This is a genomic window from Kitasatospora sp. NPDC042419 (assembly GCF_056437345.1).
In genome coordinates this window covers 87,840-107,502 of sequence record NZ_JBWKAW010000008.1, presented here as the reverse complement: position 1 = coordinate 107,502, position 19,663 = coordinate 87,840, and the positions used below count along the sequence as shown (strand labels likewise).

13 protein-coding genes are annotated in these 19,663 nt (G+C 75.7%); 6 read left to right on the top strand and 7 right to left on the bottom strand.

The features are described 5' to 3' along the window. Positions 1 to 55 precede the first annotated feature (55 nt). Complete coding sequence (locus AC067J_RS18020) at positions 56 to 1,756, top strand: FAD-dependent monooxygenase (RefSeq protein WP_478300241.1); 1,701 nt, start codon at positions 56 to 58, stop codon at positions 1,754 to 1,756. 1,098 nt (positions 1,757 to 2,854) lie between these two features. Here AC067J_RS18020 and AC067J_RS18015 read toward each other — a convergent pair. Then, positions 2,855 to 3,946 carry a DUF5677 domain-containing protein gene (locus AC067J_RS18015; protein WP_478300240.1) on the bottom strand — a complete coding sequence of 364 codons (1,092 nt, stop codon included), beginning with the start codon at positions 3,944 to 3,946 and terminating at the stop codon, positions 2,855 to 2,857. A 461-nt stretch (positions 3,947 to 4,407) separates the two neighbouring features. Here AC067J_RS18015 and AC067J_RS18010 point away from each other — a divergent pair, with 461 nt between their 5' ends. Together AC067J_RS18010 and AC067J_RS18005 are read left to right on the top strand one after the other, a co-directional pair. Next, positions 4,408 to 7,587 (top strand): DEAD/DEAH box helicase, encoded by a 3,180-nt coding sequence (locus AC067J_RS18010; RefSeq protein WP_478300239.1) that lies wholly within the window; start codon positions 4,408 to 4,410, stop codon positions 7,585 to 7,587. Continuing rightward, complete coding sequence (locus AC067J_RS18005; RefSeq protein WP_478300238.1) at positions 7,584 to 7,799, top strand: hypothetical protein; 216 nt, start codon at positions 7,584 to 7,586, stop codon at positions 7,797 to 7,799. Before AC067J_RS18010 ends, AC067J_RS18005 begins: the two co-directional genes overlap by 4 nt. Positions 7,800 to 7,979: 180 nt before the next feature. Here the strand turns inward: AC067J_RS18005 and sph are convergent, their stop codons facing one another. The 4 genes from sph to AC067J_RS17985 form a co-directional block, all read right to left on the bottom strand. After that, positions 7,980 to 9,038 carry a sphingomyelin phosphodiesterase gene (gene sph, locus AC067J_RS18000; RefSeq protein WP_478300237.1) on the bottom strand — a complete coding sequence of 353 codons (1,059 nt, stop codon included), beginning with the start codon at positions 9,036 to 9,038 and terminating at the stop codon, positions 7,980 to 7,982. 72 nt (positions 9,039 to 9,110) lie between these two features. After that, a complete protein-coding gene (locus AC067J_RS17995) occupies positions 9,111 to 11,207 on the bottom strand; it encodes an MMPL family transporter (RefSeq protein WP_478300236.1) in 2,097 nt (698 codons plus the stop codon). A 174-nt stretch (positions 11,208 to 11,381) separates the two neighbouring features. Next, positions 11,382 to 12,533: an outer membrane protein assembly factor BamB family protein gene (locus tag AC067J_RS17990; RefSeq protein WP_478300235.1), complete on the bottom strand. Its 1,152-nt coding sequence runs from the start codon at positions 12,531 to 12,533 to the stop codon at positions 11,382 to 11,384. Between the two features lie 100 nt (positions 12,534 to 12,633). Further along, the gene (locus tag AC067J_RS17985) at positions 12,634 to 13,632 is read right to left on the bottom strand and encodes a deoxyribonuclease IV (RefSeq protein WP_478300234.1); all 999 of its coding nucleotides are present in this window, start codon (positions 13,630 to 13,632) and stop codon (positions 12,634 to 12,636) included. 354 nt (positions 13,633 to 13,986) lie between these two features. Here AC067J_RS17985 and AC067J_RS17980 point away from each other — a divergent pair, with 354 nt between their 5' ends. The 3 genes from AC067J_RS17980 (at position 13,987) to AC067J_RS17970 (ending at position 18,072) form a co-directional block, all read left to right on the top strand. Then, positions 13,987 to 15,258 carry a cytochrome P450 family protein gene (locus tag AC067J_RS17980; RefSeq protein WP_478300233.1) on the top strand — a complete coding sequence of 424 codons (1,272 nt, stop codon included), beginning with the start codon at positions 13,987 to 13,989 and terminating at the stop codon, positions 15,256 to 15,258. Positions 15,259 to 15,715: 457 nt separating this feature from the next. Then, complete coding sequence (locus tag AC067J_RS17975) at positions 15,716 to 16,822, top strand: right-handed parallel beta-helix repeat-containing protein (protein WP_478300232.1); 1,107 nt, start codon at positions 15,716 to 15,718, stop codon at positions 16,820 to 16,822. A gap of 218 nt (positions 16,823 to 17,040) precedes the next feature. Then, positions 17,041 to 18,072 carry a methyltransferase gene (locus AC067J_RS17970; protein ID WP_478300231.1) on the top strand — a complete coding sequence of 344 codons (1,032 nt, stop codon included), beginning with the start codon at positions 17,041 to 17,043 and terminating at the stop codon, positions 18,070 to 18,072. Positions 18,073 to 18,176: 104 nt separating this feature from the next. On the opposite strand, the gene AC067J_RS17965 is transcribed toward AC067J_RS17970, so the two are convergent. Both AC067J_RS17965 and AC067J_RS17960 read right to left on the bottom strand, forming a co-directional pair. Continuing rightward, entirely contained in the window at positions 18,177 to 18,896 is a 720-nt protein-coding gene (locus AC067J_RS17965) for a class F sortase (protein WP_478300230.1), read from the bottom strand. A 129-nt stretch (positions 18,897 to 19,025) separates the two neighbouring features. Beyond that, positions 19,026 to 19,448 (bottom strand): hypothetical protein, encoded by a 423-nt coding sequence (locus AC067J_RS17960; RefSeq protein WP_478300229.1) that lies wholly within the window; start codon positions 19,446 to 19,448, stop codon positions 19,026 to 19,028. Between the last annotated feature and the right edge of the window lie 215 nt (positions 19,449 to 19,663).

Sequence of the window (19,663 nt, the reverse complement as noted above, 5' to 3'; positions counted from 1 at the left end):
GGCGGGGGAGGCTGGGGAGGGCGGGTGTGCGTGTTCCCGGCACCGAGGAGTGGTCATGGGCGACACCGAGGTACTGGTCGTGGGGGCGGGGCCGGTCGGGCTGACGGCCGCGGCGGAGCTCCGCCGCCGGGGTGTCGACTGCCGGATCGTCGACCGGCTGCCGGCCCCGCAGCCGTACGCCAAGGCGGTCGGCATCCAGCCGCGCACCCTGGAGGTGTGGGACGCCATGGGGCTGGTCCGCGAGGTCCTCGACGAGGCCGTGCCGATGCTGGGCCAACTGCTCTTCGTGAACGGCGAGCCCGGGCCGCGGATCGACCTCGACCTGCCCGCCGACGTGCCGTACCGCTTCGCCGCGCTCCCGCAGTACACCACCGAACGGCTGCTCACCGAGCACCTCGCCGGCTACGGGACGGCCGTCGAACGCGGCACCGAGGTGCTGGACCTGGAGCAGCGCGACGACCACGTCCGCGTCTCGCTGGCCACGCCGGGCGGGCCGCAGGAGGTGGCCGCGCGGTACGTGGTCGGCTGCGACGGCGCGCACAGCCGGGTGCGCCGCGCGGCCGGGATCGCCTTCGCGGGCGACGCCTTCCCGGAGCAGTACATGCTGGGGGACGTCGAGGTCGACTGGGACCTCCCCGAGGGCTTCGGCGTGCGCGCCTCCCACCGGAACGCCGACGGCGCCGTCGACGACCTGCTGGTCTGCATCCCGTTGCCGGGCCGTCGGCGGTACCGGATGTCGATGCTCGTCCCGCCCGAGCTGGCCTCCGCCCCGGCGGGCGGGGTGGCGCACGGTCTCGAACACGGCCACGCCCCGGAGCTGCGGCACATCCAGGCCGTGCTCGACCGCCTGTCACCGCAGCCGACCACGGCCACCGCGCTGCGCTGGTCGTCGGTCTTCCGGATCAGCCACCGACTGGCGGACCGCTACCGGGAGGGCCGGGCGTTCCTCGCCGGGGACGCGGCCCACATCCATCCGCCGACCGGAGCCCAGGGCATGAACACCGGGATCCAGGACGCGTACAACCTGGCCTGGAAGCTGGCCCTGGCGGTGCGCGGTGTCGCCGCCGACGGGCTGCTCGACAGCTACCAGGCGGAACGCCACCCGGTGGGCGAGGAGGTCGTCGGGCGCACCGTGCGGCACGCCCGCGCGGGCCTCGACGCCGACCACGACGACCTGACCACCGTGCTGCTCCGCGAGGCACAGCTCCTGGTCGGCTACCGCGGCGGGCCGCTGACCGCACCCGCACCCGCACCCGCACCCGGGCGCGGGCGCGGTGAAGGCCGAGGCGGCGACGGCGACGGTGACGGCGTCGGAGGCGACCACGGTCCCGCCGCAGGGGACCGGGCGCCCGACTGCGGCGGACTGGAACGGCCGCTGACCGCCTTCCCGCAGCGCCTGTTCGACCTGCTGCGCAGCCCCCGTCACGCCCTGCTGCTGTACGCCGACGCCGGGACACCGGCGGAACACCTCCACGGCACTGCGGCCGCCGCGCGTTCGGCGGCCCACGGCCTCCTGGACGTCCACGTCGTCCTCGCCCCGGAGGCGGACGCCAGGCCGGACGGCCTGCGGCTCCCGTACGTCCGGGATGCCGCCGGGGCGTTCCGGGCGGCGTACGCGGCCGACGACGGGGCGGCCTTCGTGATCCGTCCGGACGGTTACCTGGCCGCCCGCCTGCCCGCCGGCGACCCGGGCGGCCCGGCCGCCCACCTCCGCCGCACCTTCGCGGCCCCCGGCGCGGCGGGGAGGACCGCGTGACGCGAAAAGGAGCGGCGGAGCGGCGTCGCGCCGGGTGACGATTCCCGCAGCCCGCAGCACAGTCGGGTGGGCGCGGGACGGCTGGGGGAGGCCGTGGGTGCAGTACCTCGACCTCGACGCGCCCTCGGGAGGGCCGACCGGGACCATCAGTGACGTGCCGTGACCTGACGGCGACTCGGGCGGCGACTCGGGCGGCGACCCGGACGGAGGCCCAGTGTCCGGACCGGCCGTGAGCCGGTCTTCCCCCGGGTCGCCGGGGACGGTCGGACCGGATGCCCGGTGCCGTGCCCGCCTGCCGTCCGGGCCCGCCGCGGCGGAGCTGCGCCCGACGTTGATCGCCACCAACTCGCCGACGCGGACACGGACTTCGCCGGATCGAGTGAGAGGCTTCGGGACACGCCGAGACACCCGGTGAAGCGCTGCCAGGATCGGGGACCGCACCGGCGAACCCCCACCTCTCCGCAGTGAGCCGCCCGGCTCCGCTGCCGCCCGAGCACGCCCGTCGGCGGCCGGGGACGGGGCCGCCCGTGCCGTGACCGCCGACCGGAAGACGACCCAGGGAGCAACGTGACCCAGCCCCACGCGGATCAGGAGCACCCCGAGCACGACCACCCCGAGCACGACCACCCCGAGCACGACCACCCCGAAGACGACCACCCCGAACAGGACCACCCCGAACAGCCCCGTCCCGAACAGGCCCGGAGCGACCGGGAACCGGAGCGGCCTGACGAGCAACAGCAGGAGCACACCGAGGAGTTCCGCGCCCGCTTCTACGGTGACAACCGGATGAAGGCCGCCGCGTCGATCTCCACCGTCGCCATGATGCGCCGCCTGCCCCACCTCGTCCGCCGGGGCCTCTCGCTCGCCTGGCGGGCCGACCGTTCCGCGAACTCCTCGACCTCCAGCGCGACCGCACCATCCCCGCCCAGCGCCCCGCCGCCACGTCCTGACCGCAGGCGGCCCCCCGGCCGCCACGCCCAGCCCCCCGACGCAGCCCCCCGACCCAGCCCCCGCTCCCCGACCCCCGCTCCCCGACCCCCGCTCCCCGACCCCCCCGTTCCGGCGGAGCCGGCCACCCCGGCCGGCCCCGCCGGGCCCCTACCCGTGCGCGTCGGCCGACTCGTGCGGTCTCGCCCGCTGCTTCGACAGGTTCCGGGCCCCGGCGCGCCGTTCGGCGACGTCGGCGGCGTCGAACAGCTGCGCCGCGTGATCGATGAGGACCCCGATCCCGTCCAGCCGCCCGGTGCTGCCCACCCAGAGCATGTCCGGTGAGGGCACCGGCGGGGCGTAGAGGGCGAACACCGCGGTGCACCGGAACAGGGAGTCCATGGCCCAGCAGGCCGGTCCGTCCAGTCCGGTGGTGGTGGCCCTGGCGGTCGGGCGCACGCCCTCGGCCAGCTCGACCACGGTGGACGCGGCGCTCCGCGCGTCGGCGTGCGCGAAGCGTCCGGCCCAGCGCTGCAGGGGGTGCGGGTGCCGGATCCCGGCGAGCCGGAACAGCGCGTTCTGGTCGGCGTGCCCCTCCATGCCCGGCAGGCCGATCGCCCAGCCGTAGGGAGCCGTGTAGCGCTCGCCGAACTGGTGCACGAGGTCGTCGCGGGCCGCTTCGATCCCGGCGATGGTGTCGGCGGAGAGCGACTCCCACCCGAGCTTCTCGTAGTGCGCCTGGTGGAGCCGCGCGTCGCCGGCGTTGTGGACGATGTCGTGCAGGAGGAACCGCTCGGCGAGGTCGGTGAAGGCCGGGACCCGCCCGAACTCGGCCAGGACCTGGGCGATCACGGACACCTCGTGCAGGCTCCGCCAGCGGGCGAACGCCGTGTCGACGAATCCGCCGTCGAGGTCGTTGTGCACGTCCTTCGCCACCTGGACGGCGCGGGCCTGCAGTCGTGAGAGCGCCTCGAAGTTGGCGTCCTGCCCGGCGGCGGCGTCGGCGGCGCACGTCTCGTGGAGGTCGCGCCGCAGGTCGAGGACCGCGGCGACGACGAGTCGGTAGGCGTCCAGCGCCGGGCCCCAGTGCCGCCGGACGGCGCGGCGGAACCGGCGCTCCGTCCGGTCCTCGGCGAGCAGTCTTTCCGGCCCGCGGGCGAGGAAGCGGCGGGCGTAGGCGGCGGCCTCCTCCTTGACGGGGTCCGAGGGGGTGGGGCCGGCCGGCGGCGTGCCGGCGATGCGGGTGTTGCCAGGAGCAGTCACGTGAGCGTAGCTCTCTCGGGTGATCGGGCATGAGTGATCGAGGACGCTTCAGCGGCCGGGTACTCGATGCCGTAGAGGAATCCGGTCCGGTTCGGGGCCCGGTTCGGGGCTGTCCGACCGGCTCGACGCGTTGTGCACGACGGCATCCTTGCGCAGATGCGGCGCCGGTGGGTCGTTTCCGGACGGCACTTCGCGCGTTCCGTCGGGGCCGGGCCCGGCCGTGCCCGGCCGCTCCCCGCTGTTCCCCGGTCGCGCTCCGGCCGGCACCCGGCCGGCACGTGGAAGGACCCGACCGGCACGTGGAAGGCAGCCGCCCGGCACCCAACGGCACCCGACGGCACCCGACCGGCGCCCCTCCGCTGCCCGGGGGCGGTGTCGGTGGGGCGGGCTAGGGTGGGAAGCCCGTCGTTCCTGTACGGCCGGCACCGCCGCCGTCCCCTCCCGAGAGGCCCCACCCGCCGATGTACGCCCTGCACGCACTCTGGCGGGCCGACGGCCGGCTCGCCGTCTGGGTGGAGGACGCGGCGGCGTACCTGGGCGGGGGCGGCGCGGCGGAGCGCGGCCGGGGCGGGCATCCGTTCGCGTGTGCGGCGGGTGAGGTGGTGCGGCTGCTGGGTACGGTCGGGCCGGGTGTGGGGTGGCTGGCGGAGCAGGCGGCGGAACGCTGGACCGGGCTGCTGCTGCCGTCGCTCGGCGGCCGGCCGGTGCCGTCGCCGGACCTGCCGGTCGGCGCCGCGCCGCGCGGCGTGGGCCTGGTGCCGTGGCGGGTGCCGACGCTGCTGTTCGATCCGGCGCAGGCCGCCCAGCTGCTCGGCGCGCTGCACGATCCGCACTGGCCGGGGGCGACCGTCCGGCTCCCGGACGGGACGTCGGCCGAGCTGTCGTACGGCGCGTCGGTGCGCTGGCTGTCGGCCGTCCACGACCTCGCCTGGCGGCTGGTCGGGCGGGGGCGGCTGCTGCCCGCGCTGACGCGGGAGGCGGGGGAGTGGTACGCGCGCTGGCAGCCGGCTCCGGACGCCTCGGCCCGTCGCGAGGTGGTGTCGCTGGCCGCCGGGTGTCCGCCGGTCTGCCGCGCGGAGTCCCACCCGGCCGCCGCGTCCGCCCCGGTGACCGCTGCCCACGCTGCGTCCCCGGCGCCGGCCCCCGCCCCGGCCCCCGCGCCGACCGCCGCCCCCGCGCCGACCGCCGCCGCCCTGCTCGCCGAGGTGCTCGGCACCCTCGTCGACCAGGAGGCCCGGGCGGCTCTCGCGGAGGTCGACCCGCCCGCCGAACCGTTCCTCGCCGCGCTCCACTCGCCCGACGGCCGCCTCGGCGGGGCGCCGCCCGCCGGGCTGCCGGACCGGCTGAGCACCTGGCGGGCGGCCCGGCCGGCGGACGGGCCGGTGCGGCTGGGCTTCCGTCTCGCCGAACCGCTCGGCCCCGATCCGGACGATCCCGACGGCGGGGCGGTCACCGACACCTGGCGGCTCGACCTGATGGTCCAGGCGGTGGAGCGGCCGTCGCTGGTGGTACCGGCCGCCGCCCTGCGGCCGGGCTTTCCGGACCCCGCGTACGAGGCGCTCGCCCGGCTGGTCCCGGACCCGGCCGAGGCGTTCCTGGCCGAGCTGGAACGGGCCGCCCGGGTCCATCCGCCGTTGCGCGCCACGCTGTCGGGTCCGCTGCCCGCCGGGACGGACCTCGACCGGGAGGGCGCGCTGCGCTTCCTGCGCGACGGTGCCCCCGCGCTGACCCGGGCCGGGTTCGGCGTTCTGCTGCCGGCCTGGTGGCAGCGGCGGCCCCGGCTGGGGCTGGTCCTCACGGCGGGCGGTCCCGGCGACGGCCCGGGTGCGGTCAAGCGGACGGCCCAGGTCGACCGGGACGCCGTGCTGGCCTTCCAGTGGCAGCTCGCCATCGGTGAACTCGCCCTCACCGATCAGGAGTTGGCGGAACTGGCGGCCGCCCAGCAGGGGCTGGTCCGGCTGCGCGGCCGCTGGGTCGAAGTGGACCAGGCCCAACTCGCCGCCGCCGTGAGGTTCCTGGCCGAGCGGGGCAGCGGCACCATGGCGGCGGTCGAGCTGCTGCGGCTGGCCGTGGACGACGGCGCCGTGGTGGACGGCCTGCCGGTGACGGCCGTGCACGCCACCGGGCCGATCGGCGACCTGCTGGCCGGCCGGCCCGGGCCGGCCGACCGGGTCCCGGGGGTGCCGGCCGGGTTCGCGGGGGCGCTCCGCCCCTACCAGCGGCGGGGGTTGGCCTGGCTGGACGCGCTGGGCCGGCTCGGCCTCGGCGCCGTGCTGGCCGACGACATGGGCCTCGGCAAGACGGTGCAGACGCTGGCGCTGCTCGCCCTGGAGAAGGAGCGCGGGGCGACCGGGCCGGTGCTGCTGGTCTGTCCGATGTCGGTGGTCGGCAACTGGCAGCGGGAGGCCGCCCGTTTCACCCCGGGCCTGCGGGTGCACGTCCACCACGGCGCGGACCGCGTCGTGCCCGACCCGGCGGCCGCCGGCTCCGCGGACTCCGCCGGCGCCGCCGATCTGGTGATCACCACGTACGGGGTGGTCCAGCGGGACGCCGCCGAGCTGCGCCGGATCCACTGGCGGCGGATCGTCGCGGACGAGGCGCAGCACATCAAGAACCGGTCCGCGCGGCAGTCCAGGGCGCTGCGTTCGCTGCCTTCGGGCCCGCGGATCGCGCTGACCGGCACACCGGTGGAGAACCGGCTGGCCGACCTGCACGCCGTGCTGGACTTCGCCAACCCGGGGCTGTTCGGCACCGCGGAGGGGTTCAAGGAGCGGTTCGCGATCCCGGTGGAGCAGGCCGGCAGCGCCGACGCCGCGGCGCGCCTGCGGCGGGTCGCCGGGCCGTTCCTGCTGCGCCGGCGGAAGAGCGATCCGCTGATCGTCCGGGACCTCCCGGCCAAGCAGGAGTTCACCGTCCGCTGCACGCTGACCGCCGAACAGGCCGGCCTCTACCGGGCGGTGGTCGCCGACCTGCTGGAGCGTCTGGGCGGGCTGCGCGGGGTGGAGCGCAAGGGCGCGGTGCTGGCGGCGATCGGCCGGCTCAAGCAGGTCTGCAACCATCCGGCCCAGCTGCTGCACGACGGGACGGCGCTGGACGGCCGGTCGGGCAAGGTGGAGCGGCTGGTGGAGGTGCTGGAGGAGGCGCTGGCGGAGGGGGACCGGGCACTGGTCTTCACCCAGTACGCGGAGTTCGGCACGATGCTCCGGCCCTACCTGCGGCAGCGGTTGGGCGAGGAGGTGCTGTACCTGCACGGCGGGGTGCCGCGCGGGAGGCGGGACGAGCTGGTCGAGCGGTTCCAGGCGCCGGACGGGCCGCGGGTGTTCCTGCTCTCGTTGAAGGCCGGCGGCACCGGGCTGAACCTGACCGCCGCCAACCAGGTGGTCCACCTGGACCGCTGGTGGAACCCGGCCGTCGAGGACCAGGCCACCGACCGCGCGCACCGGATCGGGCAGCGCCGCGAGGTGCAGGTCCGGCGGCTGCTCTGCGTGGGCACCGTCGAGGAGCGGATCGACGAACTGATCGCGGCCAAGCGCACCTTGGCCGACGCCGTGGTCGGCGACGGCGAGCAGTGGCTCGCGGAACTGCCCACCGAGCGGCTGCGCGAGCTGCTCACCCTGTCCGCCGATGTGATCGGGGAGTGATCCGTACCGTGTCCGGACCCGCGCCGGGGGAGCAGCCGCTCGCCGACCGCCTCGACACCTTCTGGGAGGGGAGGGTGCCGACCGTCGTCGACGACGACGCCGGAACCCCCACCGCCCTGGACGAGTCGGGCCCGTCCGGGATCACGCTGGGCGGCCGCCCGCTGGACGCCGCCCTCGCGGCCGCCTACCGGCGGTTCACCGGGAACGGCTGAGCACGGGTCCGGCCGGGCGCGCCCGAGTACGCGCCCCGCCCGGGGCGCCTGCCCCACCACATGCCCGACCACATGCCCGACCACATGCCAGGGCGCCTGCCAGGGCGCCTGCCCGACCACATGTCCGGGCACGCGCCCGGCCGGTCCCCTCCGGCCCCGGTGAACCGCGGTCCGCCGGGCCTAGCCGGCCGTCACCGGGTAGTGGTCGGAGAGGTCGGTGTAGGTGTAGCTCTTGCCCCAACTGCTCACCGTCCAGGGAGAGCTGTGGAAGCGGACCACCGTGTTGCCGTAGGTCGCCGGGCGCGCGTGGTCGGCCCGGTAGAGGACGTAGTCGAGGTCCTCCTTGGGCTCGCCGGGGTAGCGGTAGGCGGCGATCGAGTTGTCGGCGGTGTCGAAGGAGTCGGCCCAGCCCGTGCGGGTGTCGGCCGGCGCGACGCCCGCGTTGGCGAGCAGCGAGGGGTACTCGGTGCCGTGCGAGTCGATGTTGAGGTCCCCGGCGAGGACGACCGGCTCGGCGGCCGGGATGTTCTTGGCGTCGACGAACGCCTTCATCGCCTTGAGCTGGGAGGCCCGGACGGCGGCCGGCTCCCCGGCGGAGCAGCCGGTGTCGGTGGACTGGAGGTGGGTGCCGATCACGTGCGTGCGCAGGCCGTTGACGTCGAGCACGGCGTAGACGAAGCCCTTGTTCGACCACCAGTCGGCCCCGCAGGCGTCCTTGAAGACGTACTGCTCCTTGCGGAGGATGGGCCACTTGCTGAGCAGCGTGACGCCGCCGTCCTCCGGGGTGGTGGAGCTGTAGTTGCCGGAGGTGGCGTCCCAGCCGCTGGTGGAGCGGCCGACGACCGGGGTGTGGTACGGGTAGGCGGCCGAGGCCTGGGCGACGAGCTGGTCGGAGGCGGCGTTGTCGAAGGCCTCCTGGAGCACGACCACGTCCTGGCCCTGGAAGAAGCCGGCGGCGGGGATGGCCTTGGCCCGGTGGTCCTGGCCCCAGTTGGGGTAGAGGCTCTTGCTCATCAGGAAGACGTTGTACGTCAGCACCTTGAGCGCGGGGACGCTGGGCAGTGCGGCGGCCCCGGCGCCACCGGCAGCCTGGGGGGTGGCGGCCTGGGGCGCGGCGGCCGGGGCCGTGGTGGCCGCGACGGCGCTCGGCGCGGCGGCGAGCGGGGCGAGCAGGGCGGCGGCGGCCGTGCAGGCCGCGGCGAGGCGCGCGGCCGGGCGGCGCGTGGAGGGAGTTGGCATGCCCGCAGTCAATGCGGGGTGGGTCACGTCCGGCAAGACAGTGAACGATAACCATATGAACTCATTGGTAACTTAAAGCTGTCTGGCCAACTCCTCCTTGGGCGGAGGAACTTGCCTGGCCAACTTGCTCGGCCACCACATGTGCCGGTCCAGGTCCATCGTCAGCGCGGTCACCAGGACCGAGCGCACCACCAGGGTGTCCAGCAGCACCCCGAGCGCCACCGCGAACCCGATCTCGGCGAACCCGACGATCGGCAGCGTGCCGAGCACCGCGAAGGTGCTCGCCAGGATCAGCCCGGCCGAGGTGATCACCCCGCCGGTCGCCGCCAGCCCGGCTACCGCGCCCTCCCGCGTGCCGTGCTGCGCGGACTCCTCCCGCACCCGGGTCATCAGGAAGATGTTGTAGTCGATGCCCAGCGCGACCAGGAACACGAAGACGAACAGCGGGAACGCCTGGTCCTGCCCCTCGAAGTGGAAGACGTGCTCGAAGAAGAACGCACTGATCCCGAGCGCCGCCGCGTACGAGAGCACCACCGTGGCGATCAGCACCAGCGGCGCCGTCACCGCCCGCAGCAGCAGCGCCAGGATCACCAGCACCACGCCCAGCACCAGCGGGATGATCGTCCGGTTGTCCTCCGCCGCGGCCCGCCCGGCGTCCAGGACGACCGCCGTCGAACCGCCCACCTTGGCGTCGGCGCCCGGCACGGCGTGGACGGCGTCCCGCACCCGGTCCACGGTGTCCTTGGCCGCCTGGCTGTCCGGCGGGTCGGCCAGGGTGGCCTGGAACAGCGCCTCCCCCTCGTGCGTCACCGGCACCGAGGCGGACGCCACCCCGGGGGTCGCCAGCGTCACCGCGCGCACGGTGTCGGCCTCGGCCGCCGTGCTGATGACGGTCAGCGGCGCGCCCGTCCCGCCGGGGAAGTGCTGCTCCAGCACCTCCTGGCCGTACACCGAGTCCGGCTTGTCGGTGAAGGTGCCGGCCGTGCTCAGGCCCGTGGCGTTCAGCGAGACCAGGCCGATGCAGCAGGCCGCCAGCGCCATCGCGGTGCCGATCCAGACCTTGCGCGGACGCCGCCCGATCCACGCCCCGACGTGCGCCCAGCGCCCGGTGCGGGTCGGCTCCGGGGTCCCGAACGCGGGCTTGACCGGCCAGAACACCCAGCGACCGACGATCACCAGCAGCGCCGGGAGCAGGGTCAGCATCGCGACCAGCGCCACCAGCACGCCGATCGCGCAGACCGGGCCGAGCCCGCTGGTGGAGTTCATCTCGGCGACCAGCAGGCAGAGCATCGACGCGACCACGGTGGCCGAGGACGCCAGGATCGCGGGCCCGGCCCGGTGCAGGGCGAACGCCATCGCCTCGTGCCGGTCCTGGTGCCGCCGCAGCTCCTCCCGGTAGCGGGCGGTGAGCAGCAGCGCGTAGTCCGTGCCGGCGCCGAGCACCAGCACGATCAGGATGCCGGCGCTCTGCGCGTTGACGGTCAGTCCGCTGTGCTCGGCCAGGAGGTAGATCACCGCCTGGGCGACCACCAGCGCCCCGGCCGCCGAGAACAGCGGCAGCATCCAGAGGACCGGGCTGCGGTAGGTGAGCAGCAGAAGGATGATCACCACGCTGACGGTGGCGGCGAGCAGCGTGCTGTCGATGCCGGCGAAGGCCTCGGCCTGGTCCGCTCCGATCCCGGCCGGGCCGGTGACGTGCGTGGTCATGCCGAGGCTGTTGTCGGCGGCGGTGGCGCGCAGGCTGTCCACCGCCGGGCGCAGGTCCTGCCAGCCGCCGGTGCCGATGTCGATCGGCACGATGGTCTGCATCGCCTGGCCGTCGGCCGACTCCACGGGCCCGACAACCTGGCCGAGCACGTGCGGGGCGGCGGCGAACTCCGCCGCGTCGCGGGCCGCCTCGACCTTGTCGGCGGGGGTGATCCCGCCGTCGCGCTCGTACACCACCACGGCCTGGGCGGTGTCGACCGGCTGGAACGCGCGCTGCTCGGCGAGCACCTGGGTCGACTCGGCGTTGCCGGGCAGCCAGCTGGAGGCCTGGTTGTCCTCGGCGTCGGTGAGCTTGCCCGCCAACGGGCCCGCGACCACCAGCAGGACCAGCCAGAGGGCGAGCACCACCCACTTGCTGCGGCGTCCGCAGGGCAGCGTGGCCAGTCTCCGGGTCGGGCTCATCGGGAAATCCCCAGCCTGTGAGGCGTCACTCGCTCCAGCCTGCCACCGCCCCCGCCGCTCGGCAGCCCGGGTTGCGCCGAACCGCGCGGGCGGGGCGGGCCGGTGCGTCGGCCGCGGGCCCGACACGGTCCGCGTGCCGGCCGGGCCCGGTGGTGCCGCCGGTCCGCGCGCCGGTCAGACGGGTGAGTCGGCCGCCGCGTAGACGCCGGTGCGGCTGCCGCGGTAGACGACTCCGCCGTGGGCGGCGAGCGACAGGCCGGAGTACTCGGTGCCGAGGGCGGACGGCTCGTCGCGCCACCGGAGCCGTCCGGTGGCGAGGTCGAGCGCGTGGAGCCGGTCGTCGTTCAGCGCGACGTAGACCATCCCGTCGGCAGCGGTCGTGGTGCTCATCCCGGCGCCGAGCCCGGGCGGCACCGCCGCGCTCCACCTGGTCTCCCCGGTGGCGGAGTCCAGCGCGGTGACCCGGTTGCCCTGGTCCAGGCAGAGCATCCCGTCGGCGAGCGAGCGGGGCGAGAGCAGGGCGAAGCCGAGGTTCGAGCGCTGCCAGCGGACCCGGCCGGTCGCGGCGTCCAGTGCGAGGACGGACGGGGCCCCGGCGTCGGCCGTGGTCACGTGGACGAGGCCCTGCCGGACCACCGGCGTTCCGGTGAGCCCGCCGAAGGCCCGCTGCTCCCAGCGGCGTTCACCGCTGCTCGCGTCCAGTGCGACGATCCCCTCCTCGAAGCCGGCGAGGTACACCGTGTCGTCGGCGACGGCGGGGGCGTGCGCGCCCGCCATCGCGGCGGTCCAGCGGTGGTCGCCGGTGGCCGCGGCGTACGCCTGGAGCTGGTCCCCGTAGGTCGCGAGGACGGCGCCACCGCTCACCGCCAGGCCCCCGGGCAGGTCGGGGACCAGGGCCTCCGGTGCCTTCGCGGCCCACCGGAGGGCGCCGGAGGCGGCGTCCAGGGCCTGCACGTGGGAGTCGGTGGCCACGCAGACCAGCCCGTCGCCGGCGGCGATCGGCCAGCCGGACGAGGGGTTGGCGGGCTCGCGGGAGCCGACCGCGGTGCTCCAGCGCGCGGCGCCGGTCCGCAGGTCGAGGGCCTCGACCGTCCCGTCGAGTCCCGCGACGTACAGCTCGGAGCCCGGGGACGCGGGCAGGGCGATCCGGCCGCCGGTCTGCGTCCGGCTCCACAGCCGGTGGCTGGTGTCGGGGTCCCGGCGCACCCACCAGGTGGCGCCTCCGACGGCGGAGAGCGCCGCGGCGCCTCCGGCGGCGCCGAGCAGGAGACGCCGGCGGCTGAGGCGCCGCTGCGCCGGGTCGAGCTGTCGTTCGTTTGCGTTCACACCGATGACGACCGCTCACGGCCGCGGCCGGTTCCCGCCGTCGCGCACGGGTTCCGCCTGCGCCGCGGGCCTCCGGGCGGGTGTCGCCTCCGGGTGAGTGTCAGGGAGCCGGGACGGCCGCCCGGGCGCGCAGCTCCTTCAGCGCGGTGATGTCCAGCGCGTGGCCGGTGCCGTCACCGCCGTGCTTGCGGTCCGGGGTCTCCACCACCAGCGGGACGCCGGCCGTCGCGGGGTGCTCGAACAGCTCCCGGAACGGCTCGGCGCCGATCAGGCCCGCCCCGATGTTGGCGTGCCGGTCCTTGCGCGCGCCGACCACGTCCTCCGAGTCGTTGGCGTGGATGAGCCGCAGCCGCCCCGGCCCGGCGGCCGCGACCAGCGCGTCCAGCGTCTCCCGGACCCCGCCCGGCACCGACAGGTCGTGACCGGCCGCGAAGGCGTGACAGGTGTCCAGGCAGACCCCGACCCGGGGGTGGCCGTCCAGCGCCTCCACGTACGCCGCGAGGTCCTCCATCCGCGAGCAGAGCGAGCTGCCCTGGCCCGCCGTCGGCTCCAGCAGCAGCCAGGGCGCGTCCTCGCCGAGCGCGTCCAGTTCCTCCAGCAGCGGCCGGACGTCCTCCCGGACCTGTGCCATCGCCTCGTCGCGGCGCGAGCCGCCGCCCGGCGCCGAGCCGACCGCCGAGCCCGTGTGCAGGACCACGCCCAGGGCGCCGATCGCGTGTCCGCGCAGCAGCGAGTGGCGCAGCGAGGCGGCGGAGTGCTCCCTGGTCGCCGGGTTGTCCGAGCCGAAGTTGATCAGGTACGGCGCGTGCACGTACGCCGGGATCCCCTGCTCGGCGCAGGCGGTCCGGAACTCGGCGTCCTGCGCCGGGTTGCCCGGGGGAGTGGCCCAGCCGCGCGGGTTGGCCACGAACACCTGCACCGTCTCCGCGCCCACCCGCCGGGCGTAGGCCAGGCCCGTTCCGGCCAGCCCGCGGGCGGCCACCGGCACGTGGGCGCCGACCGGGTTGCGGCCGGCGGCGAACGGTGCGGCCGCGGTCGGGCCGGGCGCGGTTGCGGGCGGAGCGGCGGGCGTGGTGGCGGATGTGGTGGCGGTACTCATGGCCCCGAGGATGTCACGCGGCCCGTCGGTGCCCTGTTGCCGGCCCGTCGGTGGCCCGTCGGTGGCCCGTCGACGGTCCGGGGGGGCGGAGCCCGGCCGACGTCCGGCGGCGGTTGTCGACGGGCCCTCCGCAGCCGGCCGGCGGTCCCTCGGCGGTCCCCCCCCGGCGGGCACTGCGCGGTCCACCACCGGACCGGTGGCGCGCCCCGGCCCTGGCCGTACGTGTACGACACGCCCGGAGCCGGACTCCTCCTTGCCCGATCGAGTGAATCGGGCGCCCGGCGCCGGACACGGCGGGCCGGGGCCCGCCACCATGCGGGGAGCAGTGGAGTCCCACGCCCCAGGGAGGCACCCGTGACCGCCGTCGAGCCCGCCGCGCCCGCCGACACCTTCGAGACGGTCGACCTGCGCGGCGCCGAGCTGGTGCGCAACCCGTTCGAGGCCTTCTCCCGGATCCGTGAACGGGCCCCGCTCGCCCGCGGCACCGTCCCGGTCTGGATCGCCACCCGCTACGAGGACGTCCGCACCGTCCTCGGCGACCCGCGCTTCGTCAACGACGCCGCCAACGTCCCCGGTGCCGCGCCCGCGCACCGCACCGAGCAGGTCTGGCGGGCGCGCGGCCTGCCGCCGGACTGCGAGAAGTACCTGCGCGCCGGGGTGTTCGACGCCGACGGCGCCGAGCACCGACGGCTGCGCGGCCTCGTGCACCCCTCCTTCACCGCCGGCACCGTCGGGCGGTTCCGCCCCCGGATCGAGCAGCTCGCCGAGGAGCACGCCCGCGGCCTGCGCGAGCGAACGGACGCCGACGGCACGGTCGACCTCGTCGCCCACTTCGCCTACCCGCTGCCGGTCACCGTCATCTGCGACCTGCTCGGCATCCCCGAGCCGGACCGGCCGCAGTGGCGCACCTGGAGCTCCTACCTCGGCCGCGGCGCGGGGGAGGGGCTGGACGACGCGCTGCGCGCGATGGCCGCCGCCGCCCGGGAGCTGATCGACCGCCGCCGCGCCGACCCCGGCGACGACCTGGTCTCCCGGCTGGCCACCGCCGAGGGTACCGGCCTCGACCCGGTGGAGACGGTGTCGCTGCTCCTCAACCTGATCGTGGCCGGCCACGAGACCACCGCGACGCTGATCGGCAACGGGACGGCCGCGCTCCTCGCCCACCCCGAGCAGCTCGCCGGGCTCCGCGCCGACCTCTCCGGACTGCCGGCCGCCGTCGACGAGCTGATGCGCTGGTGCGGCCCGACCCTCGGCGCGCTGCCGCGGTACGCCACCGAGGACGTCCGGCTGGCCGGCACGCTCGTCCGCAAGGGCGAGGCGGTGATGCCGATCCTCGCCGGGGCCAACCACGACCCCCGGGTCTTCGGCGAACCCGAGCGGCTCGACCTGTGCCGTGCGGCGGCCGTGCCGCACCACGACGCCCACCTCGGCTTCGGCTACGGCGCCCACCGCTGCATCGGTGCGGTCCTCGCGCACGAGGAGGCGGCGGCCGCGTTCGGCGCCCTGCTGCGGATGTACCCGGAGCTGGCCCTCGCCGTCGCCCCCGAGGCGGTCGAACGGGGCCCCAACCCGGTCGCCTGGCACCTGTCGGCCCTGCCCGTCCGCCTGGGCACGCCCGCCGACTGACGCTCCGCCCGCCGACCGGTACTGCGCCTGCGGACTGACGCTCCTCCTGCCGGCTGACGTCCCCCACCGGCTGACGTCCCCCGCCGGATGGCGCCCCGCCCGCTGACGCTCCGCCGCCCGCCCACCGTCGCCGCCCCTCCTGCGCGCCCGACCGCTCCCCGCGGTCGGGCGCGCCGTCGTTCCCGGGGCGGTCTCCCGGGGCCGCCGCCCCTCCCGCGTCCGCCGTTCGGCCCCCTGGCCACGCCGGTGCGCCCGCCCGGCCCGCGCGGGCCGGCCCCGGTCCGGGGATGACGCCGGCCCGACGCTCCGTCAGTCCGGCAGCCCAACCCTGGTGGCGGGGGCACCGGCGCGCACCTAGCGTCGGTTCGGCCGACACCCACCGGCCGTCATCTCCCGCACACACCGCGTCACCGCGCCGGCGTCCCCCGAGAGCGCGCCAGAAAGCAGGTCACCACTCATGCCCACGCGACGGGTCCATCACCTCGCCGCGGCCACCGCCGCCGCCACGACCGCCCTGACCACCGTCCTCACCGCCCTCGGTGCAGCCCCGGCCCACGCCATCGGCGGGCTGCACCTGGTCCAGCCCGGAGAATCGATTCAGCAGGCCGTCGACGCGGCCCTCCCCGGCGACACCGTCCAACTGCTCCCCGGCGAGTACCGGGGCAGTGTCCGGATCACCACCCCCGGCCTCACCCTGCGCGGCGCCGGGCCGACCTCCGTGATCCTCCCCGCCGACAGCACCGCCCGGGCAGGGGCCTCCGCCTCCGACACCGCCGCCGCGTGCGCGGCCGCCGGACACGGCCTCTGCGTGGTCGGCACCGACGACCGGCCGCTCACCGGCATCACCGTCGAGGCGCTCGCCGTCACCGGCTTCCGCAAGAACGGGATCAACGCCACCGGCACCGACGGCATGACCGTCCGCGCCACCCACGTCCACGACAACGGCCAGCAGGGCATCAGCCAGGAGAAGTCCACCCGGGGCGTGATCACCGCCAACGAGTCGACCCGCAACGGCCAGTCCGGCGTCTTCCTCGCCAACACCGTGGACAGCGAGGGCGGTGCGCTCTCCGCCGCCGGCACGGTGGTGAGCGGCAACCAGCTCGCCGACAACCGGATCGGCGTCACCGTCCGCAGGCTGCGCGACCTGACCATCGAGCAGAACGAGATCCACGGCAACTGCGGCGGCGTCTTCATCGTCGGCGACGAGGGCGTGCCCCGGGCGGGCGCGCTCACCGTCACCCGCAACCGGGTCCTCGCCAACAACCGCTACTGCCCGCCCAACCCCCGGCTGGACCACATCCAGGGGGCCGGGATCGTGCTGACCGGCGCCGAGGAGACCACGGTGACGGAGAACCAGGTCCGCGACAACGTCGGGGCCTCGCCGTTCTCCGGCGGCATCGTGCTCGTCCACAGCGTGGTCGGCGTGGCCAACGCCCGCAACACCGTCGCCGACAACCACGTCGTCGGCAACGGACCGGCGGACATCGCCGACCGCGACACCGGTACGGACAACTCCTTCGCCCGCAACCACTGCGCGGTCTCCGAGCCGGCCGGCCGCTGCTGATCCGGCCAACCCGGTGGATCCGGCCGATCCGGTAGCCCGGGCCCACCGCCGCACCTCCCCTCCCCGCCCCTCCCCGCCCCGCAATCCGTCGCCCCGTCCCGTCCGCCGGCCCCCCGGCCCGGCGGACCGCCCGGACGGCGCGGGCACCCCGCACACCCCGGCCCCCACCACAGACCGCAGCAACCCGCAGAACCCTGCAGAAAGCAGAGAGACGGCACATGACCACCGCACCCGCCACCACCCCGCAGGCCGCCATGCGCCTGCGGGAACTCGTCTTCGGCGCCGCCTGCGCCGCCGCCGTCCGCGCGGCCGCCCGGCTCGGCGTCGCCGACGCGCTGGGCGACACCCCCACCACCGTCACCGACCTCGCCGCCGAGCTGGGCACCGAACCCGGGCAGCTGCGCCGTCTGCTGCGCGCCCTCACCTGCTACGGCATCTTCGAGGAGACGGGCGGCGACCGCTTCGAGCACACCGAGATGTCCCGCCTGCTGCGCGAGGACGCCCCGAACAGCCTCCGCTACATCTCCCTCTGGTGCACCGAGCCGTGGACCTGGGAGGCCTGGCCGAAGCTGGACGAGGCGGTGCGCTCCGGCCGCAACGTCTTCCCCGAGCTGTTCGGCAAGGAGTTCTTCGACTACCTGCACAGCGACGCCGGGGACTCGGCCAAGGTCTTCGACAAGGCGATGACCACCTCCAGCCGGCAGTCCGCCGCCGACTTCGCCGCCTACCTCGACCTCACCGGAATCGAGTCGGTGGTCGACATCGGCGGCGGCCAGGGCCACGTCCTGGCCAGCCTGCTGGAGAAGCACCCGGCGCTGCACGGAACCCTGCTGGACCTGCCCAAGGTGGTCGCCGGCGCCGACCCCCGGCTGCGGGACGGCGGAGCGTTCGCCGCGCGCGCCCGGCTGGTGCCGGGCGACTGCCGGGAGGACATCCCGGTCCACGCCGACCTCTACATCATCAAGAACATCCTGGAGTGGGACGACGAGAGCACCCGCCGCACGCTGGCCAACGTCGTTGCCGTGGCGCGGCCCGGCGCCCGCGTCGTGGTGGTCGAGAACCTGGTCGACGACAGCCCGTCGATGCGGTTCACCACTGCCATGGACCTCATGCTGATGCTCAACGTCGGCGGGGCCAAGCACTCCGAGGCGAGCCTGGTCCGGCTGATGGAGGAGGCCGGCCTGTCCGTGGCGGAGGTCCGCCCGGTCAACCCGTACCTGCACGCCTTCGAGGCCACCGTCCGCGGCTGACCGGAGCCCCGGCCCGGACACCGCGACCGGGCCGGGACGACGGAGACCGCCGGTCCCCCTCAGCAGAGGGGGGACCGGCGGTCTCCGTCGTCCCGGTGGCCGGCTCAGGCCTTGCGCGAGGACTCCAGGTGCGCGAAGACCACCACGTTGTCCAGGTAGTCCCGGCGCTTCTTGTCGTAGACGCCGCCGCAGGTGATCAGCCGCAGCTGGGCGTCCGGCGTCTTCCCGTACACCTTCTGGTCGGGGAAGGCGTCCTTGGCGAAGGTCTCGACCGCGTCCACCGAGAAGACGGCGACCGTGCCGTCGGCCCGCTGGACCTCCACCTTGTGGCCCGGCATCAGCAGGCTGAGCAGCAGGAAGACGGCCGGCCCCTTGGTGGTGTCGACGTGCCCGGCGACCACCGAGGCGCCGCGTTCACCGGGGGAGGCGCCGTCCCGGTACCAGCCGACCAGGTTCTTGTCCTCCGGCGGTGGGGCGCCGAGCTGGCCGGCCGGGTCCAGGGTGAGTTCGGTGAAGGGGGCGTCCACGCCGATCTGGGGGATCCTCAGCCGGGTGGGCTTGGACCGCTTCAGCGCGGGCGCCGCGGGCGCGGAGGCCTTGGCGGGTCCGGCCGGTGACGCCGTGGCGGGCGCAGCGGCCGGGGAGCCGGCGGGCGCGCCGCCGGGCGTGGCGGGTGCGGTGGCCGCCGCCGGAGCGGCCTGCCCCGGCGCCGACTCGTCGGACGGCACCGTGTCCACCGAGTTGTAGATCAGCAGCAGACCGACCGCCGCCGCGCCCATCCCCGCGCGCAGCAGCCGGGACGTACCAGGGACCAGACCGGCCATCGCGCCGGCTCCTCTCCTCGGGCCCGTACCGCGGGCCCGACACGGCGAAGCGCCGCCCCGCGTGCCCCCGCCGCGACCGGCGCACTGGGCACCGGCCACGGCGGGGGAGCGGCGGGAAACGGCGCGGGATCAGATGGCTGCGTCGGCGGTGCGACGACCGCGGCGCAGGGCGATCGCGCCCGCACCGAGGCCGCCGAGCAGCAGGACGGCACCGGAGGCGAGGCCGCCGCCGGAGAGCGCCAGGCCGCCACCGCCGGTGTGCACGCCACCGTGCGGGGTCCTCTCGTCGGCCTTGTACTCGCCGCCCTTGGACTCGCTGCCCTTGTACTCGCCGCCCTTGGACTCCTCGGCCTTGTGCTCCTCGCCGGAGGAGCCCTTCTGCTTCTCCTCCCAGCTCTTCTGGCCCTCGGCGCTGGCGGCCTTGTCCTGCTTCTCCTGCCAGGTCAGGTTCTTGCCCTGGTCGGAGGCTCCGTCCGCGTAGGCGAGCGGGGCACCGGCGGCGAGGACGGCGGCGACGGCCGCTCCGGCGAGCAGCGTGCGTGCAGAACGCATGATGATGATCCTTCCGGCGCGGGGCCGCGATAGCCGACACGTCGTCGGCCAGGGGAATCGCGGGTGGGCGCCTGATCCACCGTCATCCACGGTGGCCGCCGCTGCCACCGGAGGGCGGCAGCGACGGCCGGGTAGGTGCGCCCTTCGGGTGGACTCCTCGGCGTGTTCACCCGGGTGCCCTGGGCGATCCGGGTGAACCTGCCCCACCGGGGTAT